Annotated in this window: 22 protein-coding genes and 2 pseudogenes; 21 read left to right on the top strand and 3 right to left on the bottom strand. The window is 43.6% G+C overall.

Annotated elements, in window-relative coordinates; genetic code table 11:
• The first annotated feature begins 26 nt into the window (after window positions 1-26).
• The 6 genes from MHI15_RS16050 (at window position 27) to sigK (MHI15_RS16020) (ending at window position 2909) form a co-directional block, all read left to right on the top strand.
• Window positions 27-389 carry a toxin C-terminal domain-containing protein gene (locus MHI15_RS16050; RefSeq protein WP_076279546.1) on the top strand — a complete coding sequence of 121 codons (363 nt, stop codon included), beginning with the start codon at window positions 27-29 and terminating at the stop codon, window positions 387-389.
• 41 nt (window positions 390-430) lie between these two features.
• On the top strand, window positions 431-970 hold the full coding sequence (locus tag MHI15_RS16045) for a hypothetical protein (RefSeq protein ID WP_217696546.1): 540 nt from the start codon (window positions 431-433) through the stop codon (window positions 968-970).
• 192 nt (window positions 971-1162) lie between these two features.
• Window positions 1163-1432: an RHS repeat domain-containing protein gene (locus MHI15_RS16035; protein WP_076193560.1), complete on the top strand. Its 270-nt coding sequence runs from the start codon at window positions 1163-1165 to the stop codon at window positions 1430-1432.
• A 175-nt stretch (window positions 1433-1607) separates the two neighbouring features.
• A complete protein-coding gene (locus MHI15_RS16030) occupies window positions 1608-1883 on the top strand; it encodes a hypothetical protein (RefSeq protein WP_076193557.1) in 276 nt (91 codons plus the stop codon).
• 134 nt (window positions 1884-2017) lie between these two features.
• The gene (locus tag MHI15_RS16025) at window positions 2018-2296 is read left to right on the top strand and encodes a hypothetical protein (protein WP_139330139.1); all 279 of its coding nucleotides are present in this window, start codon (window positions 2018-2020) and stop codon (window positions 2294-2296) included.
• A 40-nt stretch (window positions 2297-2336) separates the two neighbouring features.
• Window positions 2337-2909 (top strand): RNA polymerase sporulation sigma factor SigK, encoded by a 573-nt coding sequence (gene sigK / locus MHI15_RS16020; RefSeq protein WP_405132581.1) that lies wholly within the window; start codon window positions 2337-2339, stop codon window positions 2907-2909.
• A 233-nt stretch (window positions 2910-3142) separates the two neighbouring features.
• On the opposite strand, the gene MHI15_RS16015 is transcribed toward sigK (MHI15_RS16020), so the two are convergent.
• Window positions 3143-6298: an amidase family protein gene (locus tag MHI15_RS16015; RefSeq protein WP_341164597.1), complete on the bottom strand. Its 3156-nt coding sequence runs from the start codon at window positions 6296-6298 to the stop codon at window positions 3143-3145.
• Window positions 6299-7196: 898 nt separating this feature from the next.
• Between MHI15_RS16015 and sigK (MHI15_RS16010) the strand changes: the two are divergent.
• Window positions 7197-7670, top strand: a pseudogene (gene sigK / locus MHI15_RS16010) (RNA polymerase sporulation sigma factor SigK); the annotation flags it as partial.
• 399 nt (window positions 7671-8069) lie between these two features.
• Here sigK (MHI15_RS16010) and MHI15_RS16005 read toward each other — a convergent pair.
• The gene (locus tag MHI15_RS16005) at window positions 8070-9035 is read right to left on the bottom strand and encodes an NAD(P)H-dependent flavin oxidoreductase (protein ID WP_036675848.1); all 966 of its coding nucleotides are present in this window, start codon (window positions 9033-9035) and stop codon (window positions 8070-8072) included.
• 277 nt (window positions 9036-9312) lie between these two features.
• Between MHI15_RS16005 and MHI15_RS16000 the strand changes: the two are divergent.
• The 12 genes and pseudogenes from MHI15_RS16000 to MHI15_RS15945 form a co-directional block, all read left to right on the top strand.
• Window positions 9313-9596: pseudogene (locus tag MHI15_RS16000) on the top strand (sigma factor); the annotation flags it as partial.
• 384 nt (window positions 9597-9980) lie between these two features.
• Complete coding sequence (locus MHI15_RS15995; protein ID WP_341164596.1) at window positions 9981-11003, top strand: Gfo/Idh/MocA family protein; 1023 nt, start codon at window positions 9981-9983, stop codon at window positions 11001-11003.
• Between the two features lie 39 nt (window positions 11004-11042).
• The gene (locus MHI15_RS15990) at window positions 11043-11270 is read left to right on the top strand and encodes a hypothetical protein (protein ID WP_143766440.1); all 228 of its coding nucleotides are present in this window, start codon (window positions 11043-11045) and stop codon (window positions 11268-11270) included.
• Window positions 11271-11487: 217 nt separating this feature from the next.
• Window positions 11488-12120: a carbohydrate-binding family 9-like protein gene (locus MHI15_RS15985; protein WP_076125364.1), complete on the top strand. Its 633-nt coding sequence runs from the start codon at window positions 11488-11490 to the stop codon at window positions 12118-12120.
• Window positions 12121-12344: 224 nt separating this feature from the next.
• Window positions 12345-13223 carry an ABC transporter ATP-binding protein gene (locus MHI15_RS15980; RefSeq protein ID WP_256715762.1) on the top strand — a complete coding sequence of 293 codons (879 nt, stop codon included), beginning with the start codon at window positions 12345-12347 and terminating at the stop codon, window positions 13221-13223.
• Entirely contained in the window at window positions 13220-15679 is a 2460-nt protein-coding gene (locus MHI15_RS15975; RefSeq protein WP_076125362.1) for a hypothetical protein, read from the top strand. Before MHI15_RS15980 ends, MHI15_RS15975 begins: the two co-directional genes overlap by 4 nt.
• Window positions 15676-16368 carry a hypothetical protein gene (locus MHI15_RS15970; protein WP_076125360.1) on the top strand — a complete coding sequence of 231 codons (693 nt, stop codon included), beginning with the start codon at window positions 15676-15678 and terminating at the stop codon, window positions 16366-16368. The genes MHI15_RS15975 and MHI15_RS15970 overlap by 4 nt, the downstream gene beginning before the upstream one ends.
• A gap of 26 nt (window positions 16369-16394) precedes the next feature.
• The gene (locus tag MHI15_RS15965) at window positions 16395-16988 is read left to right on the top strand and encodes an RNA polymerase sigma factor (protein ID WP_076125358.1); all 594 of its coding nucleotides are present in this window, start codon (window positions 16395-16397) and stop codon (window positions 16986-16988) included.
• Window positions 16963-17940 (top strand): hypothetical protein, encoded by a 978-nt coding sequence (locus tag MHI15_RS15960; RefSeq protein ID WP_076125356.1) that lies wholly within the window; start codon window positions 16963-16965, stop codon window positions 17938-17940. Before MHI15_RS15965 ends, MHI15_RS15960 begins: the two co-directional genes overlap by 26 nt.
• Window positions 17941-17952: 12 nt before the next feature.
• Window positions 17953-18603, top strand: coding sequence for an ATP-binding cassette domain-containing protein (locus tag MHI15_RS15955; protein WP_076125354.1), 651 nt, complete (start codon window positions 17953-17955; stop codon window positions 18601-18603).
• A gap of 436 nt (window positions 18604-19039) precedes the next feature.
• Window positions 19040-19516, top strand: a complete 477-nt coding sequence (locus tag MHI15_RS15950) for a hypothetical protein (protein ID WP_076125352.1) — start codon at window positions 19040-19042, stop codon at window positions 19514-19516.
• A gap of 279 nt (window positions 19517-19795) precedes the next feature.
• Window positions 19796-20455 (top strand): YczE/YyaS/YitT family protein, encoded by a 660-nt coding sequence (locus tag MHI15_RS15945; protein ID WP_248547753.1) that lies wholly within the window; start codon window positions 19796-19798, stop codon window positions 20453-20455.
• A 55-nt stretch (window positions 20456-20510) separates the two neighbouring features.
• Here the strand turns inward: MHI15_RS15945 and MHI15_RS15940 are convergent, their stop codons facing one another.
• Window positions 20511-20927 carry a MerR family transcriptional regulator gene (locus tag MHI15_RS15940; protein WP_076125348.1) on the bottom strand — a complete coding sequence of 139 codons (417 nt, stop codon included), beginning with the start codon at window positions 20925-20927 and terminating at the stop codon, window positions 20511-20513.
• 120 nt (window positions 20928-21047) lie between these two features.
• On the opposite strand from MHI15_RS15940, the gene MHI15_RS15935 reads away from it, so the two are divergent.
• Together MHI15_RS15935 and MHI15_RS15930 are read left to right on the top strand one after the other, a co-directional pair.
• Window positions 21048-22097 carry an NAD(P)-dependent alcohol dehydrogenase gene (locus tag MHI15_RS15935; protein WP_076185356.1) on the top strand — a complete coding sequence of 350 codons (1050 nt, stop codon included), beginning with the start codon at window positions 21048-21050 and terminating at the stop codon, window positions 22095-22097.
• 569 nt (window positions 22098-22666) lie between these two features.
• A complete protein-coding gene (locus MHI15_RS15930; protein WP_339190077.1) occupies window positions 22667-24067 on the top strand; it encodes an ABC transporter substrate-binding protein in 1401 nt (466 codons plus the stop codon).
• Window positions 24068-24108 lie beyond the last annotated feature (41 nt).

Genomic DNA, 24108 nt, shown 5'->3' with positions numbered 1-24108 from the left:
ATGAAGAGACAGGTCTTTACTATCTAATGGCACGATATTATGATCCAAGTATAAATGAGGATACGTATGAAGTGCAGATTGATCAATTAATGAGAGATTATGGAAGATTTCAAGTTATGGGCGCTGCTATGCTTGGCGCTGCTCTAAGTCTATTTTCCGGTGGAAGTAAAGATAAAGTTTTAAAAACTCAAGTAAGAGGTAAAACCTTAAGATTAATAAATAAAGAAACAGATATGTTAGCGGAATATTTGGGTTTTACAAAGACGAAAGTAAAAATTAAGGATAAACTAGTGTATAAAAATGGTAAACTCTATATTGCCCAAGATCTTGATTTGCATATCGGAGGTATATGTAAATTGATTCAAAAAAAGGGATATTTGGTTGAGTAAAGATACTCATTTGGGTACTTATGATGCGTTATTAAATAGGATTGGAGATTGAAATGTACAAATTCTTTTGGAGGATTACTAAATATAACCCAGCTAACCGTATTAATGATGTATACACAAAAAATGAATGGACTTCAATAAGTGATGTCGGGAATTTGTATCCATCTGGAGATTTTTTAATTGAAAATTATTTAGAAACTGAATCATTATATATAACGGCTATAAATTTAATAATGAATGAGAATAATTTAAACACAATTCAAGTAGTAGATCTAGAAAAATATAACTTTGACGTGGAGAAAGCTGAATTCCATTCCATCTACACTGACGAGATGAAAAGTATTTATAACAGTGTGAAAAATGGCGACTATATCTCTGTGTACGAGTTGAAATTACTTTCTCAATTAATTTTAAGAGAAAAGATTTGGTGTAAATTTCAAATTAGAGAGATGTTTGTTCACTTTGGTTTTGATTATTACATGTATTTAGGGAGTGTGAAGGAATGTAATGATTCTTTAATAAAGATCATTAATTCAGGTTTATTTGTTGAGAGTTTTGAATCACCTTATTTAGAAGAATAGTAGTGCTTTAGCCACATACGAGTGTAATAACTCTATGTGGCTTATTTTTTGTAATTTAGCATTTGACATTCTGAGTATGGCGGTGGTTGAGAATATAGTTTTGATGCTCTAAATCGTCTAACCTCCGTCAACGATGCATTAAAGCACACACGCTTTACGTACGATGGGGATGGTCAACTTGCAAAAGTCACGGTGCAAGCTAAAGGTGGAACGGAGCAAACGCTGAATACCAAGAGCTATAACAAAGTTGGGTTTTTGACGAGCAAGCTGGACGGGGCTTCTCAAAGTAAAAGCTTATTCTATAATACATTAGGGCAATTAACCAGCAAAACCGATCGTAACGGCAGTGTGTTTGGATACAGCTATGACGAAATTGGCGCGCTCAAATCCAGTACGGTCAGCGGGATGATCAATAACGTATCGCAGACACAGAAAACCGAAGTGATCTATAACGACGGTTAGATCTAAAAATGTAAAGGCATCGATGGATAGCTCTAACTCCTATAATAAGTTGAGGGCGGAAGTCAATAGCCAACGGAATAGTACAAAAGGGAAGGTTTGTTGAGAGTCAAGGAAAATGGTGATTTTATCAGCCTTTATCCTGGTGCAGATTCCACAAGAGTGACAAGGGCAATCAATGAAACAAACGGTGGAAGATGAAAAGATGAGTGCTAATTTTAATGCAATAATATTTACAAAAAACGTAATTGAATTAAATTGGCTTCTCAGAGTCGTGCAAGTAAAAGGGCTTAAAGCTATCAATGAGATTGAGTCTGTGGAAAATTGGGACTTTGGCGATTTGCAAATTCATGCGTGTGAAAGTAGTACAAATGAAATTATAGTGCTTCTTAAGGAAGGGAGAATTATATCGATAAATGGAAAGATTAGCTCCAATAAATTTGTTGTGATTTAAGCAAGATAGGAAATATTTACGAGACAAGTATTTCTCTAGACACAAAAGATTTTACTTACTTAGATTGTGATACGCTTGATGAACTTACTAGGCCTTTTTATGATGAAATCTCGGATATATTGTTATCTACTGAGATGGCTAATAATTTAATTGTTTCAGCATTAGGCGTGGAGGTGATTGTGGAATATTATGACGATTTTTTAAGCTCTAATATTACTGATGTAGACATTAGAGAGTGTACTGAAAATTCTTATAAAGAAGCAATCATTCAGAATGAATTATTACACCGAGCTGTTGATGGTACGAAAATAAAAAATGATTACATAAATCAAATTCTACAAAAAGGTGATTTTCAAAGTGATATTGATTATTTGGTATCACAATTTAGAGGGATAGGAAATTTATTTCACTAAGAAATTTATTAATTAATCTAGAGGGAATTAATAATCGTCAATGCAGCGTACCATGTATTTTGGATGTAAGCGTCATTTGGAAATGACATCGTATCGTGTCCACAACCTCAAGAAATTCGATAACACCGGAGAAGACATGGAGGATCTGATCTCCATCGGCACCATCGGCCTGATTAAAGCTATTGAGAGTTATCGTCCAAACAAAGGAACCAAACTAGCCACATTTGCAGCACGTTGTATTGAAAACGAAATTCTGATGCACCTAAGATCCTTGAAGAAGACTCGTAAAGATGTATCTCTGCACGATCCAATTGGGACAGACAAGGAAGGTAATGAAATTACTCTCATCGATATCCTTGGCTCAGAAGCTGATGATGTCATTAAAGAAGTCGATCTGAAGATCGAGAAGAGCAAGATTTATCGAAATCTCGATATATTGGATGACCGAGAAAAGGAAGTTGTCGTGGGACGGTTTGGATTGGATACAGGTGGGGAAGAGAGGACGCAGAGAGAGATTGCTAAGGAGCTGGGGATCTCGCGGAGTTATGTTTCGAGGATAGAGAAAAGGGCGCTGATGAAGCTGTATCATGAGTTTTATAAGGCGAAGCGGTGAGACTGATGACAATTACACAGTAATAATCTATTAATAATAAAACTTGAAAAGCGACTTGTCTACGGATGAGTCGTTTTTTGTGTGGATAGGGTTAGCCCTACTTATGATACGGTTCATCGCACTATCTGTAACGGCAAGTTATAAGGCCATCCCTTTCGGGATGGCCTTTCTTGTAAACGTGGTTACTCGAGTACTCTGTCATTTTTAATTGAATTTCTTTTAATTAGTAGTCTCTAGTAAGTCTCTAGTAATCTGGAAACAATTGTTGCAAACTCTGCTCTAGTAATATCTTTTTCAGGCTTAAATGTACTGTCTGCGTATCCTGTAATAATATTATTGGATGCGAGTGCATCAATGGAATCATAATACCATGCATTTCTTGTAACATCTTTGAATGATGTGTTTCCAGTACCTGTTAGCTTAAAAGCTCGAGTGATTAGTGCCGCTAATTCACCACGACTAATCTTCTCATCTGGACGGAAGCTTCCGTCACTATATCCGTTCATCAAGCCTGATCTAGCAGCTGCACCAATAAACTTATTCGCCCAATGAGTTGGAGATACATCTATAAAGTTACTTTCTTGTCCTTCAAGTTTCATGTGCGTTGCAATTACCTTGATGGCTTCCGCACGAGTCAAACCTGAATTTGGACGGAATGTTCCATCGGAATACCCCGTCAATAATCCCTTAGCAATTAGTGCGTCAATGCTTGTTTTTGCCCAATGATTCATTGTATCTACAAAACTAACAACTTTTGGCTTATCTGCTGGTGTTATTGTTTCTGCAGGTGCCGGTGTTTCTATAGGCGTTGTTATTGCTGGAGGTGTCACTGTACCTCCTCCAGTATTTGGATGGGTTGGTCCATTATCTGTGTTTGGATCAGGATTAGTAGAGTTTGAAACGTATTGAAGTGCTGGAGCAAATGTTGTAAGTAGTCTAGCTTGACTTTGTTGCTCAAGAGCGTAGCTCATGCCTAAAACTTTTGCATCGTCCCATGCTCTACCAACCAGTTGCATAGAGATAGAATATCCGCTGTCATTCGTTCCTACAGGAACAACTACCGTAGGTAGACCCATAGTAGAGGTTAATACGCCTGTGTTACGGTCTGAACTTAATTGAGAAGCTGCTGCGTCATTGTTATATACGTCGCTAATAAAACCTGCATAAACAACAGCATCAACACCATTCGCGTCCATCCAGCCTTTGATAACTTCCTTATAGTCAGTTCTATACTTAATGTAATCTTGTACAGCCTGTTCAGTCATACGAGTTGGGGTACTGTATCCTCTTTGATTATAGATAAGCACTTTATCTGAAGCTAGTACACTTGCTCCATCAATATAAGGGAAGTCCTTATGCAACTCAATATAACGTGCCCAACCTTCAGTAGATCCATTAATACCTGAAGGACGACTAGGGCCTGATGGTACAGCTGACATTTCAACCATAGTCGCGCCCGCTGCTTGAAGCTCTGAGAACTTATCCATCACTGCCTGTCCAGTATCATCATCAGCATATGCAGATACAAAGGATGCAGGAATGTATCCAATTTTCTTTCCTTTCAATGCATTAACATCCAGAGATTCCTTCCAATCCACTGGACGCTTATGATCTGCATCAGCAGTGACTGTGAAAATATCCTGTGGGTCCGTACCCGTTGTAGCATTCAATATAATAGCTAGGTCAGTTACTGTTTTAGCAATGGGACCTGCATAATCTTGTCCCCAAGTGAGTGGCAGTACACCTGTAGTACTTGCCATACCGTCTGTACCCCGGAAGCTTTTTAAGCTAGCGCCTGTAGTTGGTGCATAGAGAGATACTCCTGTTTGCGATCCCATTGCTGCTGCTGCAAAATCAGCTGCAACAGATACTGCAGACCCGCCGCTTGAGCCAAAAGATGTTTTCGATGGATAGAGTGCATTCCATGTTTGCTGCCAGCCGCTTTCACTAAAGCTTCCGCTGTTAGCAAACTCAGAAGTATTTACTTTACCAATAATTACAGCTCCAGCTTCCCGCAGTTTTTTCACTTGGAATGCATCAGAATCAGGCTGCCAGCCTTCAAGAGCTTTACTGCCACCGGTAGTAGGCATATCCTTTGTATCATAAATATCTTTTATCGCAATTGGAATACCCAATAAATCACCTTTTACACCTTGTGCACGGGCATCGTCAGCAGCTTTTGCTTGGTTAAGCGCAGTTTCAGATACATGCAGGAATGCATGGAATCCCAATTGTCCCTCATCGTATACCTTGATTCTATCTAAATAGGCTTGAGTAATTTGTACAGAAGTAGTTTTGCCAGTAATCATATCCTGCTGCATTTCTGCAATGGATTTATTCTTAACATCATACGGCGATGAAGTTACTAATTCTTTAGGTGCAGGAGCATTTGGTATAACCAGATGATCTCCAGTATCAAGTCCCTCTATAGCAGATATATCCCAGTTGCTAATTGACCGAATTTGTGCGTTTGTTAATCCTGTTACATCCAGCAGACTATTAAGTCCATCTAGCATAGCAACCAGATTTTTCAACCCTTCTTCACCAGCTTCTCCAACTTGTACATAATTTACTAGGGATTTCGATTCGCCCGGCCCAATATTTAGTGAATTAATGAACCCATAGAAATTCGCTTCATTTCCATACTCAGCTAAGGGTATTGTGAAGGGATCCTGTTGCTGATTACCTAGACCGGTTAATCCATTATCAAACGGCTTTGGAGATCCCACTGCAACGCCTAGCGGCTTATTGTTTTTGGCGCTACTATCTACAACAATCCATGAATCATCTGTAGTTACCTTTAGATCGCCTGAATAGGTTGCCTTAACTACTGAAGCATTTGTTGTTGTACCATATCCTAAAGAGCCACCGAATGATACATCAACTTTTATTGCCACATCATTTTTATTAGTGAAAGTATCAAAGAATCTCGTTCGATTATGAATAGTATCCACATACACCTCACGTGTTACTGTTACATTTCCTAGATTTACAGATTGAGCCGAAGTAAACTTATTAACGCCGTCATATTTCAAGTCAAACCCACGCATCATTTGACCATTCATCAGCGGAGCTGAAGGCGAGGACACTTTAACAAAGATATTACCGAAACCTTGTACTTGTGTAGCACCAACTGTACGTAAACTTCCTGTGTCTAAGCTAGGAGCAAAAACATCGTGAATCTCCCATACTGTGCCACTTTCTGAAGTAACTCTAGTTAAAGCGTCAGCTGTTTGGAACGGAATTACACTCGTAGCAATAACAGATAACACAATTGAAGTAGCTATAAATTGCTTTTTACTCCAATTTTTTTTTGCTGGTGAATATTCAGATCGGGTGGAACCAGAATGCTCTCTTTTAGTTTCACGTAGACGTTTGAACTTATTCATGTGCGTAATCTCCTTTTCCTGTATGTATTTTATTATTTAATGTTAGGAAATATAACACTAGTATTTGTTTCAGTCAATGAATATTATAAATTTAATATATTTTGAGTTTGCAAAAAGGAAAAAAAGGCTCTTTTAAATTATTTTATGTAATGTATATGTAAACTATTGTGTTAAATATATTACAATTTATGATAGTTTTTGGGGAGTCCATTGGATATTGAGTATCATCATCCGACTGCATCACCAAAAACCTTGAATTTCAATAGATCTTTATGTGAATTTGACGAAATCAAAAAGAAAAGGAACAGCTAAAAATTAACGGAGAATATTATGTTTTTCATTTCATGAAAGTGGAAGATTCTATATCGGAGCATGGCATAAAACAGAATCACTGATGATTCCAGATGCATAGCCGCAAGATCACTAATGGGCATCCTGAAAAGAGTAAAGTATCTGCTGGGAAAGAAGCCATAAGAATAGCCAGGTAGTGTATCTGGAATAAGTGGGATTTCATTGTGGAAACCACTTTAGCGGGTGGTAACGTTATAAGGTAGATGAGGATGCAAAGGAACAAGGCTTTGAAATTATTGTGTTTTATATGGGACTAGCAGATGTTCGGCTAAATATTGAATGTATTGCTCTACGTGTGAAAAACGTTAGCTATCATATTGAAACCGAGGATATTGTTAGACGCAATTTAACAAGTATGAATAATCTGATATCTTACTTAGAGTTGATTGATCAAGTAAAGTGTTATTTAAATGGATTACCAGGATGTACACAAGAAATCAATCGGAAACTAAAAATTAAATATAATATGCAAAAGGAAACCAATTCGAATCAGAATCGATCGTAATTGGTTTATTTTTTGACATCACATCGTGCCCATAACCTCAAGGAGGATTTGATCTCCATCGGCACCATCGGTCTGATTAAAGCTATTGAGAGCTATCGTCCAAACAAAGGAACAAAGCTAGCCACATTTGCAGCACGTTGTATTGAAAACGAAATCCTGATGCACCTAAGATCCTTGAAGAAAATACGTAAAGATGTATCTCTGCATGATCCAATTGGGACGGACAAAGAAGGTAATGAAATTACACTTATCGATATTCTTGGCTCCGAAGCTGATGATGTCATTAAAGAAGTCGATCTGAAGATCGAGAAGAGTAAAATATATCGCAACCTAGATATTCTGGATGACCGGGAGAAAGAAGTTGTGGTGGGTAGGTTTGGGCTGGATACAGGTAGAGAAGAGAGGACACAGCGGGAGATTGCTAAGGAGTTGGGGATCTCGCGGAGTTATGTTTCGAGGATAGAGAAGAGGACGCTCATGAAGCTTTATCATGAGTTTTATAAGGCTAAGCGGTAAACTCATAATCACAAGGTAGTATCCGTTAACCGGCATACATAGAAAGCTTCAAGGACCATATTAGAATTTTTTAGAGAAGATATAGTTCAGCGAATTTTTGTATTAAACCAACTCATAAAAATACATGAGAAAGGGAGAGGGAAAATTGTTAAGTGGTGCTCTGAAGAGTACATATATCCAGTCATCTTTTGCGATTGGGCTTATTGCATTTTGGCTGTGAAGATATTTAGCTGTTGTTGCAATTAAAAAGAAAGGTACGGAAATCTTTGGTTAATACAACACAAAAGCTTATTAAATATAACTAAATTTGAGTATCAAGCGAAATAAAAAAACCACTTATGCTCGGAAATCCCAAGCTTGCTTAAGTGGTTAATCGTGCTTTTGAATCTTATAACAACCTTAAGTTGTCGGGTTCAATGCCCCTTGATACTCATCCATTAAATTGTCGATAATCTGCTGTACGGACAAAATCTCTTTAATCTCATGAACTCTGGACCCAGCAAAAACCAATCCGTTCTTAACATCTCCTCTAAGGGAAGTGAGCAGGGATTCCATTGTACAGAAGCGATGTGAACAAACCTTTAGACAATTATAGCATTTGACTATCTTTAATTTGGCATCATCACTGATCCGGTCCGTAAATTCATTCCGAATCGCTCTACCTTCTAGACCCACAGTAGACTTGATTAGGACAGTATCTCCTTGCTGAGCATCTACATACTTTTGCTTGAAGGCTAAGGGAGCATCACACTCAAGGCTAGCCACAAAACGGGTACCCATTTGAACACCAGATGCGCCGATCCGAAGGGCTTTTGCGATATCATCCCCTGTTAGAATTCCACCCGCAGCAATAACAGGAATCGAAACGGCCTCTAAGACTTCAGGAAGGATATCAAACATGGATCTGTCTGTACCTAAATGGCCTCCAGCTTCGAACCCTTCTACAACGACTGCGGAGGCACCAAGTCTTTCGGAAATTCGGGCTAATTTGGCGGATGAAACAATAGTTACGACAGGAGTACCATATTCTTTACCCCAAGCATAAATATCTCTAGAGATTCCGGCTCCGGAAATAATAAAGTCAACCTTTTCCTCCAAAGCAATCTTCATTTTTTCGGCAAAGTCCTTCACTGCGAATAGTACATTCACACCGATGTAGCCATTCCCTTTAGAGAGTTCTCTTGTTTTGCGAATATGCATTCTCAGCTCATCAGGAGTAATCCCTGTACCAGAGATGGTGCCGATCCCGCCTGCATTGGCTACAGCAGCGGCTAGTCCACTTAAGGATATGCCTACACCCATTCCACCTTGAATAACAGGAACTCTCGATTTAATATGTCCGAATTGGATTGTTGGAAGTTTCAATTACACACCTCTTTTGCAAGTTGTTGACATTATTAATACTCCTCTAGAGTAATAAGATATATCGTAACACAGCTAATTCTTTCCCGGATGTGACTGTAAACATGCTCAAACTATGTTAAATATCATGTCTTTCAACTGTTAAGTTGTTGATATCAAGTGAAAATTTAAGAAAACGAAGAGACTATTAAAAAAAGGACAATGAATAACAAAAAAAGAGCCATCCATCCGGTAAAACCTTCATACTTCTATCAACGCTTTTCTATCAAGAAAGTGGATTATGACATCGTATCGTGTCCACAACCTCAAGAAATTCGATAACACTGGGGAAGACATGGAGGATCTGATCTCCATCGGCACCATCGGCCTGATAAAAGCTATTGAGAGCTATCGTCCGAACAAAGGAACCAAACTAGCCACATTTGCTGCTCGTTGTATTGAAAACGAAATCCTGTTGCATCTGCGTTCGCTCAAGAAAACACGTAAAGACGTATCTCTGCACGATCCGATTGGGACAGGGAAGGTAATGAAATTACACTTATCGATATCCTTGGCTCTGAAGCTGTATCATGAGTTTTATAAGGCGAAGCGGTGAGGATAGTAGATAATAACTTAAGATTCACTATAGAGTGTTTTAAAAGCGACTTGCAAAAAGGGAGTTGCTTTTTTATGTGCGCCCAGCATTGGCGATCTATAGGGTTGAAGTTCCGCATACATCGTACAAAAATGGCAGACCTTGCGGCAAGCGATAGAAGAAAGAACCTATGAACCGAGTCCCTCCCCTACATAGAATTAGAAGGAATAACGGAATCGTGCAAAAAGTAACTTTCTTTGCTAAATAAAAATATCCATCATTCTTATATAATAAAGGTGACAAGGTATCATAACAAGGAGCTTGGATCAACATAAAATAACCTCCGCGAGTGAGAAGGATAGGATGGATGCATCATGAAAAGGTACGGGGCGGTCGTGATAGGCTGTGGTTATATGGGCTCTCTCCACTTGGACGCGATATCACGACAGGTGCGGGTCCGGTTGATCGGCGTGGCGGATTGGAACCGTGACAGGGCCTCCTTAGTGGCAAGCCAATACGGAGCTGAGTGTTGGAGCACGGATTACCGGGTCTTGATAGAGCGTGATGATGTGGATCTGGTCATTATCGCCACGTACCCGTCCTCCCATCTGGGGATCGCAAAAGATTGTCTCGCTGCAGGGAAGCATATCCTATGCGAGAAGCCGATGGCGGGCAATGCACGGGAAACACAGGAATTCATGAAGCTGGCCCGTGGAGCTAAAACCAAGGTGCTGATCGGTCACATCCTTCGCCATAACACTACGTACCGGGCGGTTATGAAGATGATCCGGGAGGGCGCCATCGGCTTCCCTTTGGTCATCCGGCTATCCCAATTGAAGCCCTCCAAAAATTGGGCTTCCCACTTATCCCTGCTCCGGGACGTCTCGCCGATCGTGGATTGCGGCGTCCATTATATCGATGTGATGCGTTGGGCTACAGGGGCGGACGTAGTAAGCGTCAATGGGATCGGGCAGCGTCTCTACGAAGAAGTCCCGCCGTATACTTACAATTACGGACTCATGACCCTCCGTCTGTCGGACGGCTCCATCGGCTACTTTGAGACAGGGTGGGGCAAGGGGCTTCCGACTGATAACCGGAAGGAATTTATCGGACCGGCAGGCCGGATTCGCATCATATACAAGAACGAACGACCGCGAGAGGATCAGCATCTGGGGAATCTGATCGAGGTCGAAGACTACCAGAAAGGAGCGGTCCGGCAGATCAATATGGACTTCTCCGTAAAGCCTACGGGTGCCCAGCTGGACTATTTCCTGTCCATGCTGGAGAACAACTTGCCCCCTATACCGGCAATGGAGGAAGCTTGCCGGGCGATGGAGATCGCTCTCTTAGCCGACCGGGCGATCCATGAAGGAATTACGTTACCTTGCGCGAAATAAGGGTTGACCAACATGGTGATGGTAACAGGGGATGAACCGGTGCATGGTGTACACCTGCTGAGGAATAAATTGACCCATGCAAAGTACGGCAGCCGACATCAGTCAGTCGAACTGAGGGATGTATACGGTGCCGTCGGGTACCACCCGCTGGATCATCAACGGATTGCAGGGCTAGTAAGCTCCGGAGCCATATTCCGGGAGGTTCCATTCGGCGAGGTGAAGGTAGATTTCGACGCATTGCAGGAGAACGGATACGGGGGGATCTGACCATCGATCGGGAAGTGGGGGATGCGCCCGAGGGGATATAGAGTGTGCAGTTCCATCATCCGCCAATACAGGTAACGGCAGACGGCCGTGCGAAATTTCGGGGATCGAGACTGCGTATTGGAAAACCGGTAAGTCGCGGGTCTAAATGATCAAGTTAATTAATAGGGTTGTTTTGCTGTGTTAGCCTAGTGGGATTTCCAACCGAAGGGAATGAACCATGGAAAGAAAATTAGAAACCTTAGTGATTTCCCGCCTGATAAATCAGACGGATGTTTCAGTTACAGAAGATTTCCAGATCATTAAACAGTATCAATGGCTTAAAGGATATAACCCGGTCGTTACAGCAAGATTAAATTACAGTCAGGAGGATCTGAAGCTTCAGTTTAAGGTTTACGAACAGAATCCAATACGAACATATAGAAACATGAATGATCCTGTGTATAAGGATAGCTGCATCGAGTTCTTTTTTCAGCCTTCTCCGGATTCGGACCAGCGCTATATGAATTTCGAATTTAATGCGAATGGCGCAATTCTCTTGCAGATAGGGGCGGATCGGTATGATCGCTTCCCAATCACTATCAATCCAGCACTTTTCCAAGTCCTATCCACCACGGATCAGATTAATGATAAAGGGGAAGCGTATTGGGAATTAAGCTTTTCGATCTCATGGGCATGGGTACAATCTTATTTTTCGGATTTTCGGGCAGTGCCGGGAAAAAGGATAAGAGGAAACTTTTACAAGTGCGGCGATGAAACGGTTTATCCGCACTTTGGAACATGGAGCAAAGTTCATTCGAACAAACCAGAATTTCATAGAAGCTGTGATTTTGGGATTCTGTACTTAGAGTAACTGCGAAATGCAGGTTAATGAATAACTTCCGAAGCCGCATATACGGGGTTGGAGGTTTTTTTGTCGTAGTAGACACATCGAACAAATGTCATATTGGCAGCGCAAGGATACTATTATTTTAAAAAATCACCTGTTTTTTAAACTTTTAGAAGGGAGTGTCGTTATACTGTTCGACAATCTACTCGTGCGCACGGTAGTTGGCCAAGTACGAATGGAGGCAGGTAATGATGCATGTAGTTATCCAGCAATTGTGCAAAAAATATGGCAGTAAACAAGTACTGAACGGAATTAACCTGACATTGGGTACGGGTATGTTCGGCTTACTCGGTCCCAATGGGGCGGGAAAATCAACATTGATGCAAATATTGGCAACAGTAATACCGAAAACATCAGGGGATGTACAAATTGGACATTGCAAGCTTGGGCGGGATGAACGTGAAATTCGTGGCTTGCTTGGCTACCTGCCACAAGAGTTTGGCGTATATCGCAAGTTGACAGGCGCAGAATATCTCGATTATGTCGCGTCCATGAAGGGCATTACAAATGGAAAAGTCCGGAGGAAAGCAGTAGCCGAAATGTTGCGCCGAGTCAATCTGGAGGAGAAGCGCCATGTGCGTATAGGCAAATATTCTGGCGGGATGCGGCAGCGCATCGGTATTGCCCAGGCGCTGCTAGGTGATCCGCAGTTCATTATTGTGGACGAGCCTACGGCAGGGCTTGATCCCGAAGAACGCATGCGATTTCGTGATATGCTGACTGAGCTGGGTAAAGATCGTACTGTGCTACTGTCTACACATGTCGTCGCCGATATTGATAATAACTGTAAGAGTATGGCGATTATGAGCGGAGGGCGCATCGTATTTCACGGTACGCAAGAACAATTGCTCCAGCGTGTGCAGGGACAAGTGTGGACGGTCCAAGTGGGTGATGAGAAGCTTGCAGAGCTCAAAGAAACTGCAGCCATCGTGACTGCAAAGCGTTCAGGAGCCGGCTATGAGGCGCGTGTTCTTGCCAGTTCTGTCCCATTACCTGGAGCAGTCCAGGCAAAGGCAGGACTTGAGGACGGATATATCGGGGTCATGAGAGCGGGGAATAGCCAATGAGCCTGATTCGCTATTACAAAACAGAGTGCAAGCTACTGCTGCGTGGCCCAGGCTTGTATCTAATGCTGGCAACTGTGGTCGGCATCCTGTATTTGATGTTTCAGAACGCCGATGCCAAATTGGATCGTGCAGTATACGTGATGGATATTTCTGAGGTGTATTGCCTTGTAGCCCTCATTATTTTGCCTTTGCTGGCAACAGCGATAGCACGGCGGGATGAAGAATGGAAGACAGCAACCATGATGGCTACCTTTCCGTATCGAACATGGGAAATGGAGGCTGCACGCTTGCTCTGTGCTGTAACCCTTCCGTTAGCAGCTGCGCTCGTGCCGATGGGGGCTTATGTATGGTTGGTCGTAAATGATGGCATCTCATGGGGAATGCGTGAATGGTATACCTCTGCTGTATTGGCTTCCTTTGCCATCCCGATGTTATTTGCAACTGTAATTGCCTACTTAGTAGGTATCCTTATCCGCAAGCGATACAGTTACTTGATCAGCTTCGTCCTGTTGCTTAGCTTGGCAATTATTTTACCGGAATTTTTTAAGACCGATCGCCCTTCTTTTTCATTACCCCCTCATACGCAGATTTGGTTCGATTATTCACTAGTTAAATATATTGGTAAGTCTTACTCACGTATGTGGGGATTTATATATGATCCGGCATTTTGGCTGCATCGCGGCATCGTTGCAGCTTTAGCAGCAGGAATGGTCATGACTGTTCTACTTGTAGTATGTAGACGCAGGCGGGAACGGGTCAAGGCATGGCTTGTCTATCCCACGATGCTGATTCTAGGTGCAGCATTGTTATGGGCAGGTAGTGCGATGTACGGATACCTGCAGGAACGGGCAGATATTGCGGATGCCAATGAACGTTTCTATCGCGAACGTCTTACTTCAGCCAATGATATCACGCAACAGCGTGAATTGGAGCAACTGCTCGTTGCTGGAATTGCAGCGGGTAAATATTCGGAGGCGGATATTGAGGAAATGTCTCGGATCACCCTTAACACAAACGGGAATACCAGCAATCCGCTCTCGGTATCGCATATTAAAGATCTGCTTGTCGGAATGAAGTTCCAGGATCTACACATTAACAGCTACAAGCTGAAGTTGGAATTACTGCCGCGGCATGGGTTAGAAATACAGGCGACGATGCAAGCAAGCAATGGACAAGCGGCAACACTAGAGCGATTCCCAATCATGCTGCGACATATCTTTGATGTACAGGAACTGAAGGTGAACGGTGCTGCTGCTGCCTATGAGTGGGAAGAGGCTACAGATGTACTTTGGATCAAGCCTGCAACGGATGTTATGCCAGGGGAGCATCTGGAGATCGAGATGACATATAGAGGTACCCTAAATGATTGGCGGCATTATTATTCCGTCGCTCCTAGCAGGGATAGATGGGAGCAGATCGCTGTTGTCGACGATAACAGGATTTTCCTGCCAGCTTTCTATGGCTGGTACCCTGTTATCGGCAATAGCCGGCTATCGGAATTGCTTACCGATCACTACGAATGGGGGCGTCACGCTACAGATATTCTGGACACACAACTGCCGCGCCCTATGGCGGGCTTTGAAGTTGCTATCACAGGGCCAAGTGGCTTGAAACTGTTCTCCAACGCCTCTGTCATTACTAGTAAGATGGCTGGAGAGAAGGGAGCGACCATCACGCGCCTGGAGCTGGATGAAGCAAGCGGACTTACATTATTTGGGGGCGATCTGCAACTTGCAGAAGCGACGGCAGACGGCAAGACGTTGCGTCTGTTGGCATCTGGTCAATTGCCTGCCCGTTCTGTCGAAGAAGCAGCACAGTTCGCAGCCAGGCATTACGCCCAAGCGGCGCGTACTTTGAAAAAGTTGGATGGAGAAGCTGCAACGAGTTTTCCCCAGACGGTTACTATGGCACTTGCCGATTATCCGTATTATAGTTTGAATATGGTGAGTATGAGCACCCTTGGCATGGTAGATGCATCAGTTGGAGGTCCGGAAGCTCGCGATGTCCACTTTTTGTCTAAGGTGTCTGTGTCAAGTTATTTTGGGGCGGAAATTGATCGAGGGAAAAATGGGAATATCCAACTGAGAACGGGGCAGTACTGGCTTGATTACAGTGCCAAACGTAGAGAGATTAGAAATGCGAGAATGTTAAATTTAAACGCCCAATATACACTGAATAACTTTTTTCAGGCTTATAACGAGCTCAAGCTGGTCGGAGGGAAACTGCCAGATCGACTGTTCGAACCTGTTAGCAGCTATTTTTTGAACGGTACACCGAATCAGGTTTATGACCTTATGAATACCATATACAGCCAGTACGGTATTGAAAGTGTCTACGATGTCATCAAGCTTGTCTATGACAGTATTGGCACAGAGCAGCTAATCGAGGACAGTGATGAACAAATGGAAGCGCTTCTGCGAGGCTATTTGCAAAGGAAAATGGAGGGAGGACAATGAAGGTTGCCCTCATTCTTTTGTCCCGTGCAAAATATGCTTGGCGCATCCTATGGGGCGGCTACTTGCTAGCTATAGCTATTATTGCGGCGCTGATAGCAGCTGGTTGCCTCATGCTGCCAATGATGATGCCCTCTCCTGGTTTTTATCATGTCAAAGTGGCTTTTATATTTGTGCTGCCTTTACTTGCGATTGCCTTGAGTGCTGCCTTGTTCGCCGATGATTTCAGTGAGGGTACTTTTGCCCATCATTTCAGCTATCCATATTCACAATTACTCGTGTTCGCCGAGCGAGGAGCGGTCGCTGCGCTATTGCTAGTTATCTATGAAGCAGCGTTGCTCTGGGCAATTGACCGCTGGGCGATCGTTTTAAGTACGGCACAACTAGCTTACATAATTAAACATAGCCTCAGTGTGAATATGTTCCTTGGCGGTCTGGCGGCATTGGGCACTCTGCTAGGGCGCAATATGGCTGTCGGGCTAGGAGTGGGGGCAACGGTGTGGCTGCTGGAGTATTTTATGTCCAGTATGCCGCTCAATCGGTACTATTTATTTCAAGCCGTCTGGCCGGTGAGCCGGTTCACAGATAAATCGCATAACGCTATCGCATTATTTGCAGCAGCTGGAATACTGCTTTTCTGCTGTATGCTTCTATTGGGGAAAGGCAGAGGTTGGCTCGTGTGCAGGCAATAGTGCTGAGCGAGAAAGGAGAGAGTCAAGTGAACAGCAGGGCTGTTGTTACGGATGAGCAACTGCTCGAGCAATACAAGCAAGGGAATACAGCCGTGCTGGAGTTGTTCGTCTATCGGTATCATCAGACCATCTATGCGTATTTATACCGACTGACCAGCAAGCGTCAGCTCGCAGAAGATTTGGTGCAAGAGTGTTTTGTCAGAGTATTCACGGCTTTGCAAGCTGGTCGGTTGCCTGAACGGTTTCGACCATGGATTTATCGAATTGCGACGAACCTGTGCCGTGATGTATGGAAGTCCGGAGCTTATCGTTATGAAGTAGCGGCTAAGGATACCGGAGTGTATGATGCGGCAGATGGCGGTAAGGATACGGTAGCGTCTTTTTTAGACAAGCAATATGAGCGTGAAGCAGTCATTGCTGCCCTTGGCGCTTTGCCTGAGGAGGAGCGGCAAATTGTTATTTTGCGTTTTTATGAGGAGCTCAAGCTGGATGAAATAGCCGAGTTGCTGGAACTGCCGCTTGGAACGGTCAAGTCCAAGCTGTATCGGGCGTTCAGGCGACTGGCCCATACATTGCAGAAAGGGGAGGATCAGGATGAGTTACATATCCGGAGCCGGTAGCGCCGATAAGGCTAGTCGCGACAGTCAACTGCACAGGGAATTGCAAGAGCAGCGGCAACTAGAGGAAAAGGGTGAAGCAGCAGCGGATCGATGGGAGCATGACCAGATCGGAGCCGTATTCAGCCAACTGGATCGCTATACCGTCGATGGTCCCAGCGGCCAGCAGACGGAATCTCTGCTGGCGCTTGCCGCCACATATGCCACACAGCCTGAGTGGGCGGTTGCTGTACCCTCTTCCAAGCGAGTGGCAAGACATGACAGGCCTGGGCGGCAAGCAACTGTCGCTATATCTTTACCAGTAAGGCTTATGCAACGCATGGCAGCTCAGGTAAGGACGATGCATTGGCTGTTTTGGCTTACATCAGCGCTTATGATTGGCATAGGAGCAGTCGTTGAGGGGCTGGTAGCAAGTGAATGGTTCAGTAGCTCTGCCAAGCCGGATGTATTTTTATTTACGATTCTGTTGCTTCCTGTAGCCAGTGTGGCCTATTCACTCCGATCCATGCATAAGCCAATGAGTGAGCTTGAGGCGACCTTTCCTGTTACACCCGTACAGCTTATGGTAGCCAGAATAGGAACCATACTGCTATATGACCTCCTTCTAGCGCTGTTGTTTTATGGAATACTCGTTATGACGGGTACCAGCGGTGAATTCGGATCTAACACTACTTTACTGATCACAGATCTATTACTGCCGATCTGCCTGAGCGCTTTTGCAGCGCTGGCTGCAATGCTTCGTTTCGGGACATGGCCTGGTACCGCGGTTGTGCTCGCAGTGGGCGTCATCCAGTTTTCCACTGGCGAGAGGCTTGGCGTATTTCAATTGTTCAGCGAATACGGGTCCGAACACTGGCTTGCAAGCAAGCTTGTTGCTGTTAGTCTGGCAATAGCGCTGGGTGTTATAACAAGTATTTTGCTGCGCCATCGGCATTATTACAAGCAATATGGATAGGAGGGAAGAGTGGTGCGAGGAGCTGAGCTAAAACTTACCGCGGTTGAACTTCTTGCAGATAATGGTCACCTGCTGCTAGGGGATGTGAATCTGGCTTTGCCGCCAGGCTGGTATGGTCTGGAGGGCGCCAATGGCAGTGGAAAAACAGCATTGCTCAAAGCGATAGCTGGTCTATACCAGCCTGTACGCGGCCTGATTACCTATCAGCTTCATGGCGTGACGTTGTCAGGCAATGCTTTCAAGCCTTATCTGGGCTACAAGCCACAGCAGGCAGCGTACTATGACAATATGAATGTCGAGGCATACTTGCGTTATGTGGGTGAGATGAAGCTGATGCCACGGGCAACCATTGAGGAACGATCTCGTGAGCTAAGTGAACGGCTCGGGCTTACTGCCGAGTGGAAAACGCCCATTCAGCGGTTGTCAGGCGGCAACAAGCAACGGCTTATGATTGCTCAGGCGATGCTTGCTGATCCATGGTTTCTGCTGCTGGATGAGCCTCTCTATGGCATGGATATCGAGATTCGTTTCCTGCTGCTAGACACGTTGTACGAAATGACACCTGGCACAGTCGCAATCTTTTCAGGCGCTTTGGAGGGCCTACAGGGAGGTTGGTTGGATGCTGTGATCAAACTTGAAAATGGTACAGCGGCGCTGCACTGATGCAGCGCCGTTTTCTATATTAAATCATCCTGCTGCGGCTGCGAAACTTGCCTGGCGGATAGCCAGACATTTGTTTGAACCATTTGCTGAAGGGGTGGATAGAGTCGGCCTCTAGATGGCTGGCAATGGAGACTCTTCTACTCTTATCATTGGCAAAGAACGGGGAGTTTTGAACACAAATAAAATAATGAGAAGTGACAGATTGCTTGGGTAGTGTTGGGATAATATCAATAATTGGCGAACCAGCCGATGGAATAAATGGCGTGATTTTCTCTTTGAATGGAGATTTTTTGGTACCTTATTGTCAGTACAATCATACAGAGAAAAAAAGGAGGAGAACCCAGAATCATGCACACCAAGAATAAGGGGAAGTACAATGATTTTTCGAGATATTTACGGATAGCCAATTGTTGCGGAAGAAGACGAAACACTTCCCTTGGCTCATCCTGATTTGATGTTGTTTTTGCTTAACACCACAAATGTAATTGATAGTGTTGATTATAGACTGTTCAAAATAAAGGAAACAGCTATCGTTCAATTTTTTGTAACGGACGCATTTAAACAACTAGTGGAACTCCATGACCTTAAGGGCTTAGATTTCTCAGAGGTATACGATTCAGCTTTTACTGCAGAAAAAGAAGAAGAGCAAGAACGTAATTACCAAGCTGCCCTTGATTTCATAGAGCGCAATAAAGGAATTGAAGTTTCATATGATGAGGCTCGTTTCCTTATGGAGCAGGAAAAAGTTGTTGCCAGCGGAAAGTGGAGAATGCAACTAGATGAGAATGGGGAGCTATGGCTTGCGAATTTGACACCTGATTTGATTTATTGCTGGGGCAAGCCAATTTATATTCCTCCTGTGTTAATGCTTTTTCAATGGCATGAAGTAGAGAAGTCTGAAATTAACTTATAGAACCCGGTGGAATGAAATATACTCTTATGAAGCTTTATCATCATTTTTAAAAGGCTAAGCGCTGAGCTTAAAGTCATAAGTTAGATCCGTTAACACTAAAGTTTTACAAAGGCGACTTATCTGCGGACGGGTTGCTTTTGTTTTTTTCAGTTCCCATCAAAACAATATAGTCCTGACCGATCTGCTTATCCAAATCATTGAATACTATCAATAAAGATAACCGTCAAACAATAGAATATATGATATAATGACGTGGTTGTTGTAAGGTGCAATTTTAATATGAAAAATAGGATGGGCAATATGAAGGGTTATCTTTATAACGTGGATAAAAAACGATTGATTATTATGGTTATCGGCAATGTATTTCTGGGCATGGGAATTAGTATTTTTAAGCTGTCCGGCATGGGGAATGATCCCTTTAGCGGCATGGTAATGGCACTTGCAGAGTGCGTGGGTATAACATATGCAAATTTTCTGATCTTGCTGAACCTGGTATTGTTTGTAATCGAATTCATCACCGGACGAAGGTATATTGGAGCCGGGACTTTTGTAAACGCAATCTTTTTGGGGTATATCGCTACGTTCTTTCATAGTACTTGGCTATCTCTGTTAGGCGAACCTCAGCTGTTATGGCAGCGGGTGGTCGTCGTAGCGATTGGCGTGGTGGTATGCAGTTTTGGGGTATCCCTGTATCAGACATCGGCTGTGGGAGTCGCTCCTTACGACAGCCTGTCCCTGATTATGAGGGATAACGTCCCGAAAATATCTTATTTTTGGCACCGGATGTTTACGGATGCTCTTTGTGCTTTGATTTGCTTCCTGGCAGGAGGCGTTATAGGCTTAGGTACTCTAGTGTCCGCACTTGGTTTGGGACCCATTATTCATTTTTTTGATGTGAATTTTACGGAGAAGCTGCTGGCAAAAAAGCGTCCAAATTAAGAAAGGCGGGGCAGACCAATCTGCCCCGCCTTTACTGTAATTTGAAGGTCCATTTTTAATGAGTAAATGCACTCTTGATGTTATTTTTTTTATGAACATCTTCCGTGCCGCTATCCAAGGCGGTCTTGTAGTAGAAGCATTTATGGTCTATGACTTCCATCGTTTTTCTCAATTCTTCCATCTGTGCTTCTACAGAAGCTTTCCGCTCCAGGAACATATCATATCTCTGCTGCAAGGTGGAGTCCCCCTCAGAGCACCACTCAATGAAATGTTTTATTTCCTTAATTGGCATCCCGGATGACTTCAGGCATTCAATTACTTTTAAAGCATCCATATCCGTTTCTTTGAAAACGCGTTTCCCGCTGTGGGTTCTTTCTATAAAAGGCAAAAGTCCCTCCTTGTCATAGTAACGCAGGGTATGTGATGTCATATTAAAATATTCTGCAACTTCACTTATGGAGTATGTTTTCATCATCTATCTCCAGTCTTAATTATATTTTATGCTTGACTTAGAGTTAACTTTAAGTAATAACATAGGTTTTGTAAAGTCGACGTTACAGCTTTTTATATTAACTAGAAGAGAGGTTTCACTATGATAAAAGTAAATGCACGTGCTACATTCAGTCAGGAAGGCCCGTTCAAGCTAACTACAATTGAACGCCGGAATCTGCAGCCGCACGATGTTCTTATTGAGATTAAATACGCTGGCATTTGCCACTCGGATATTCATACAGCCCGCGGGGAGTGGGGACCGGTTAAGTATCCACTTGTTCCAGGGCATGAGATCGCCGGTATTGTCAGCCAGGTCGGTTCCGAAGTTACAAAGTACGCAGTCGGCGATCGTGTAGGGGTTGGTTGTATGGTTGACTCCTGTGGAGAGTGCAGTAATTGCCAAAAAGGTGAGGAGCAGTATTGCCTGAGTGGAAATACCGGCACCTATGGAGCTATCGACCGGCATGGTCACTATACTCAGGGCGGATATTCCACGCACATCGTTGTAACAGAAGACTTCGTGGTCCGGATTCCTGATGCTATTCCGCTTGACGCGGCTGCACCGCTTTTGTGTGCAGGAATCACCACCTATTCACCGCTGCGCCATTGGGGAGCCGCTCCCGGCAAAAAAGTAGCGGTAGTGGGTCTTGGCGGGCTTGGACACATGGCTGTGAAGATTGCTCATGCCATGGGAGCTGAGGTTACTGTGTTATCACAGTCACTGAAGAAGAAGGAAGACGGATTGCAATTAGGAGCGGATCATTATTATGCGACCAGCGATCCGGAGACATTTAAGCAGCTTGCCGGTTCATTCGATCTTATTGTGAATACAGTAAGCGCACAAATTAATATTGATGCTTATCTTTCACTTCTGGCATTGGATGGTACATTAGTCAATGTTGGTGCGCCCGCTGATCCATTGGCAGTTAACGTATTCTCGCTGATCGGCCACCGCCGTTCGTTTGCCGGATCGATGATTGGCGGAATCCGTGAAACGCAGGAAATGCTTAATTTCTGCGCTGAACATAATATTGCTTCTGAAATCGAGGTCATTTCTGCTGACCGGATTGATGAAGCCTGGGAGCGTGTGCTTGCTTCAGATGTCCGTTACCGGTTTGTCATCGACATCAGCACGATGGGGAACGAATAAGAGACGCCTTCATTCTTGACCTCGGTTCGTGGCCACAACCTCAAGAAATTCGATAACATAGCGGGAATTTGCTAAGGAGCTGGAAATCTCACGCAGTTATGTTTCGAGAAGAGAAAAAAGGCGTTGTTGCATACAGCAGCATATGTGTATAAATGCTAAATAGGCAGAGCAGTGCTTCTACCATTGGGGTAGGAGGACGGCTCTGCTTATTGTCGTTACTGCAATTGAATATTTTGGTTCAGCTGATTCTGCCGTTTTTATGAAAAAGCTGATTCTTTAAAGGTTGGAATTTTTAAAAATCAGGTTGAAAAATGCTATTTTCCCTAATAGAAAATCATGACACAATAACAATAAAGCGCTTACTTCATTAAAACATCCCAAGTTCATGAAGACTCTATACCACTTTTTGAAAATATTTACGATATTAAAAGTCGTATCTGCTGGCCGAAATTTCGGATTCCAAGCAAAGGTTGAAATTATTAAAAAAGTTGGTACTAAACGTTTAACTCAATAACTTAAGGGGTCAAACGGTTAGACATATCTATGTAATTATGAAGGGGGAGAGGGAAATGAAAGTAGGTAAAGCATTCGGGGCAGGTATTCTTTCAACTGCAATAGCGTTAAGTGTCATTGGCTGCGCGAAAGACGAGACAAACACAGTAACCAAGGCATCTGATGCACCCAAAGCATCTGAGAACGCAACCTCCAAGCCTGAGGAGAAGGTCAAAATTATCTATTCGATGTGGGGAAGTGCGGAAGAGGGAAATGTAACCCAGGGAGTGGCGGATAAGTTTAATGCTTCTCAAGACAGAATTGAAGTAGAAGTACAAGCAATTCCTTGGGAAAACTACATGACTAAGCTGAATACAATGGCTACGGCAGAGCAATTGCCTGACACAGGGATGCTCAGAGAAGATGGGGTCGTTCAGTGGTCTACCCAAGGCATGCTGAATGATGTAAATACAATGTACGAAGGAAGCGACAGCAAACCACTCGATAGCTTAGCCTACAAATATCAAGGGAAAACCGTAGCCTACGCGGCTGCCAATGAAATCTTACTCCTCTATTACAACAAAGATATGTTTGACAAAGCCAATGTACCCTATCCCCCAGCCGCTTTAGACCAAGCGTGGACATGGGACGAATTTGTAACAACAGCAAAGAAGCTGACCCTTGATAAAAATGGTAAACATCCTGATGAGAGTGGCTTTAATGAGCAGAGTATCGTACAGTTTGGCGCATCCGTTGAAAACTTACCATGGCAGCTTGAGACCTGGGCGCTTGGTAATGGTGGAGGGTTCTATTCGGGTGATGGGACTGAGGTGAGAATTGGAGAAGACGCCAGTATAGAGGGAATTCAGAAGGTTGCAGATCTTTACTTGAAGGATCATGTTGCTCCGTTGTCTGTCGGACAGACTGATGATGGCATTCAACGAACCATCATCGCGGGAACTGTTGCCATGGCTACTAACGGTGCGTGGAACGTGGGAACTAGTCTGAATACGGCCAAGAATGAAGGCTTGAACTATGGCGTTGCAGTATTGCCTTACATGAAGGAAAAGGTTACCCTCAACACGGGTGGCGCCAATGTCGTCTTCTCCCAGACTAAGCATCCAAAAGAAGCGATGGAATGGCTGAAATGGTACAACTCAGAAGAAAATAACTGGGGCCTCATTAGCTCGGGGATCTGGATGCCGACGCTGGAGAAGTGGTACACGGATGAGACCCTTACCCGTAAATGGGTCGAAAATCCTAACTTCCCTGTTTATGACGAATATAAATCTGCAGTAGTCGATTATGCGCAATCACCTGCTGTGAAGCCTGCAGCGTGGTTCTATACGAATCATACGACGGAGTTTAACACCTTGCTCGGGTCGGTTCTAGGGGATGTATGGACTGGAAAGACGACCGCTAAGGATGCTATTTCTAAAAATCTCGATGCGTTGAAAGCAGCCCATTCAGGCAATTAGTAAAGTTCGTAAAAGACTGGCCGCTGCCAAGCTCACACACG

It is taken from the genome of Paenibacillus sp. FSL H7-0918 (genome assembly GCF_038007025.1).
GTDB classification, from domain to species: domain Bacteria; phylum Bacillota; class Bacilli; order Paenibacillales; family Paenibacillaceae; genus Paenibacillus_AQ; species Paenibacillus_AQ odorifer.
Note: the sequence above shows the minus strand (reverse complement) of the source record. Positions and strands in the feature narration are given on the sequence as shown.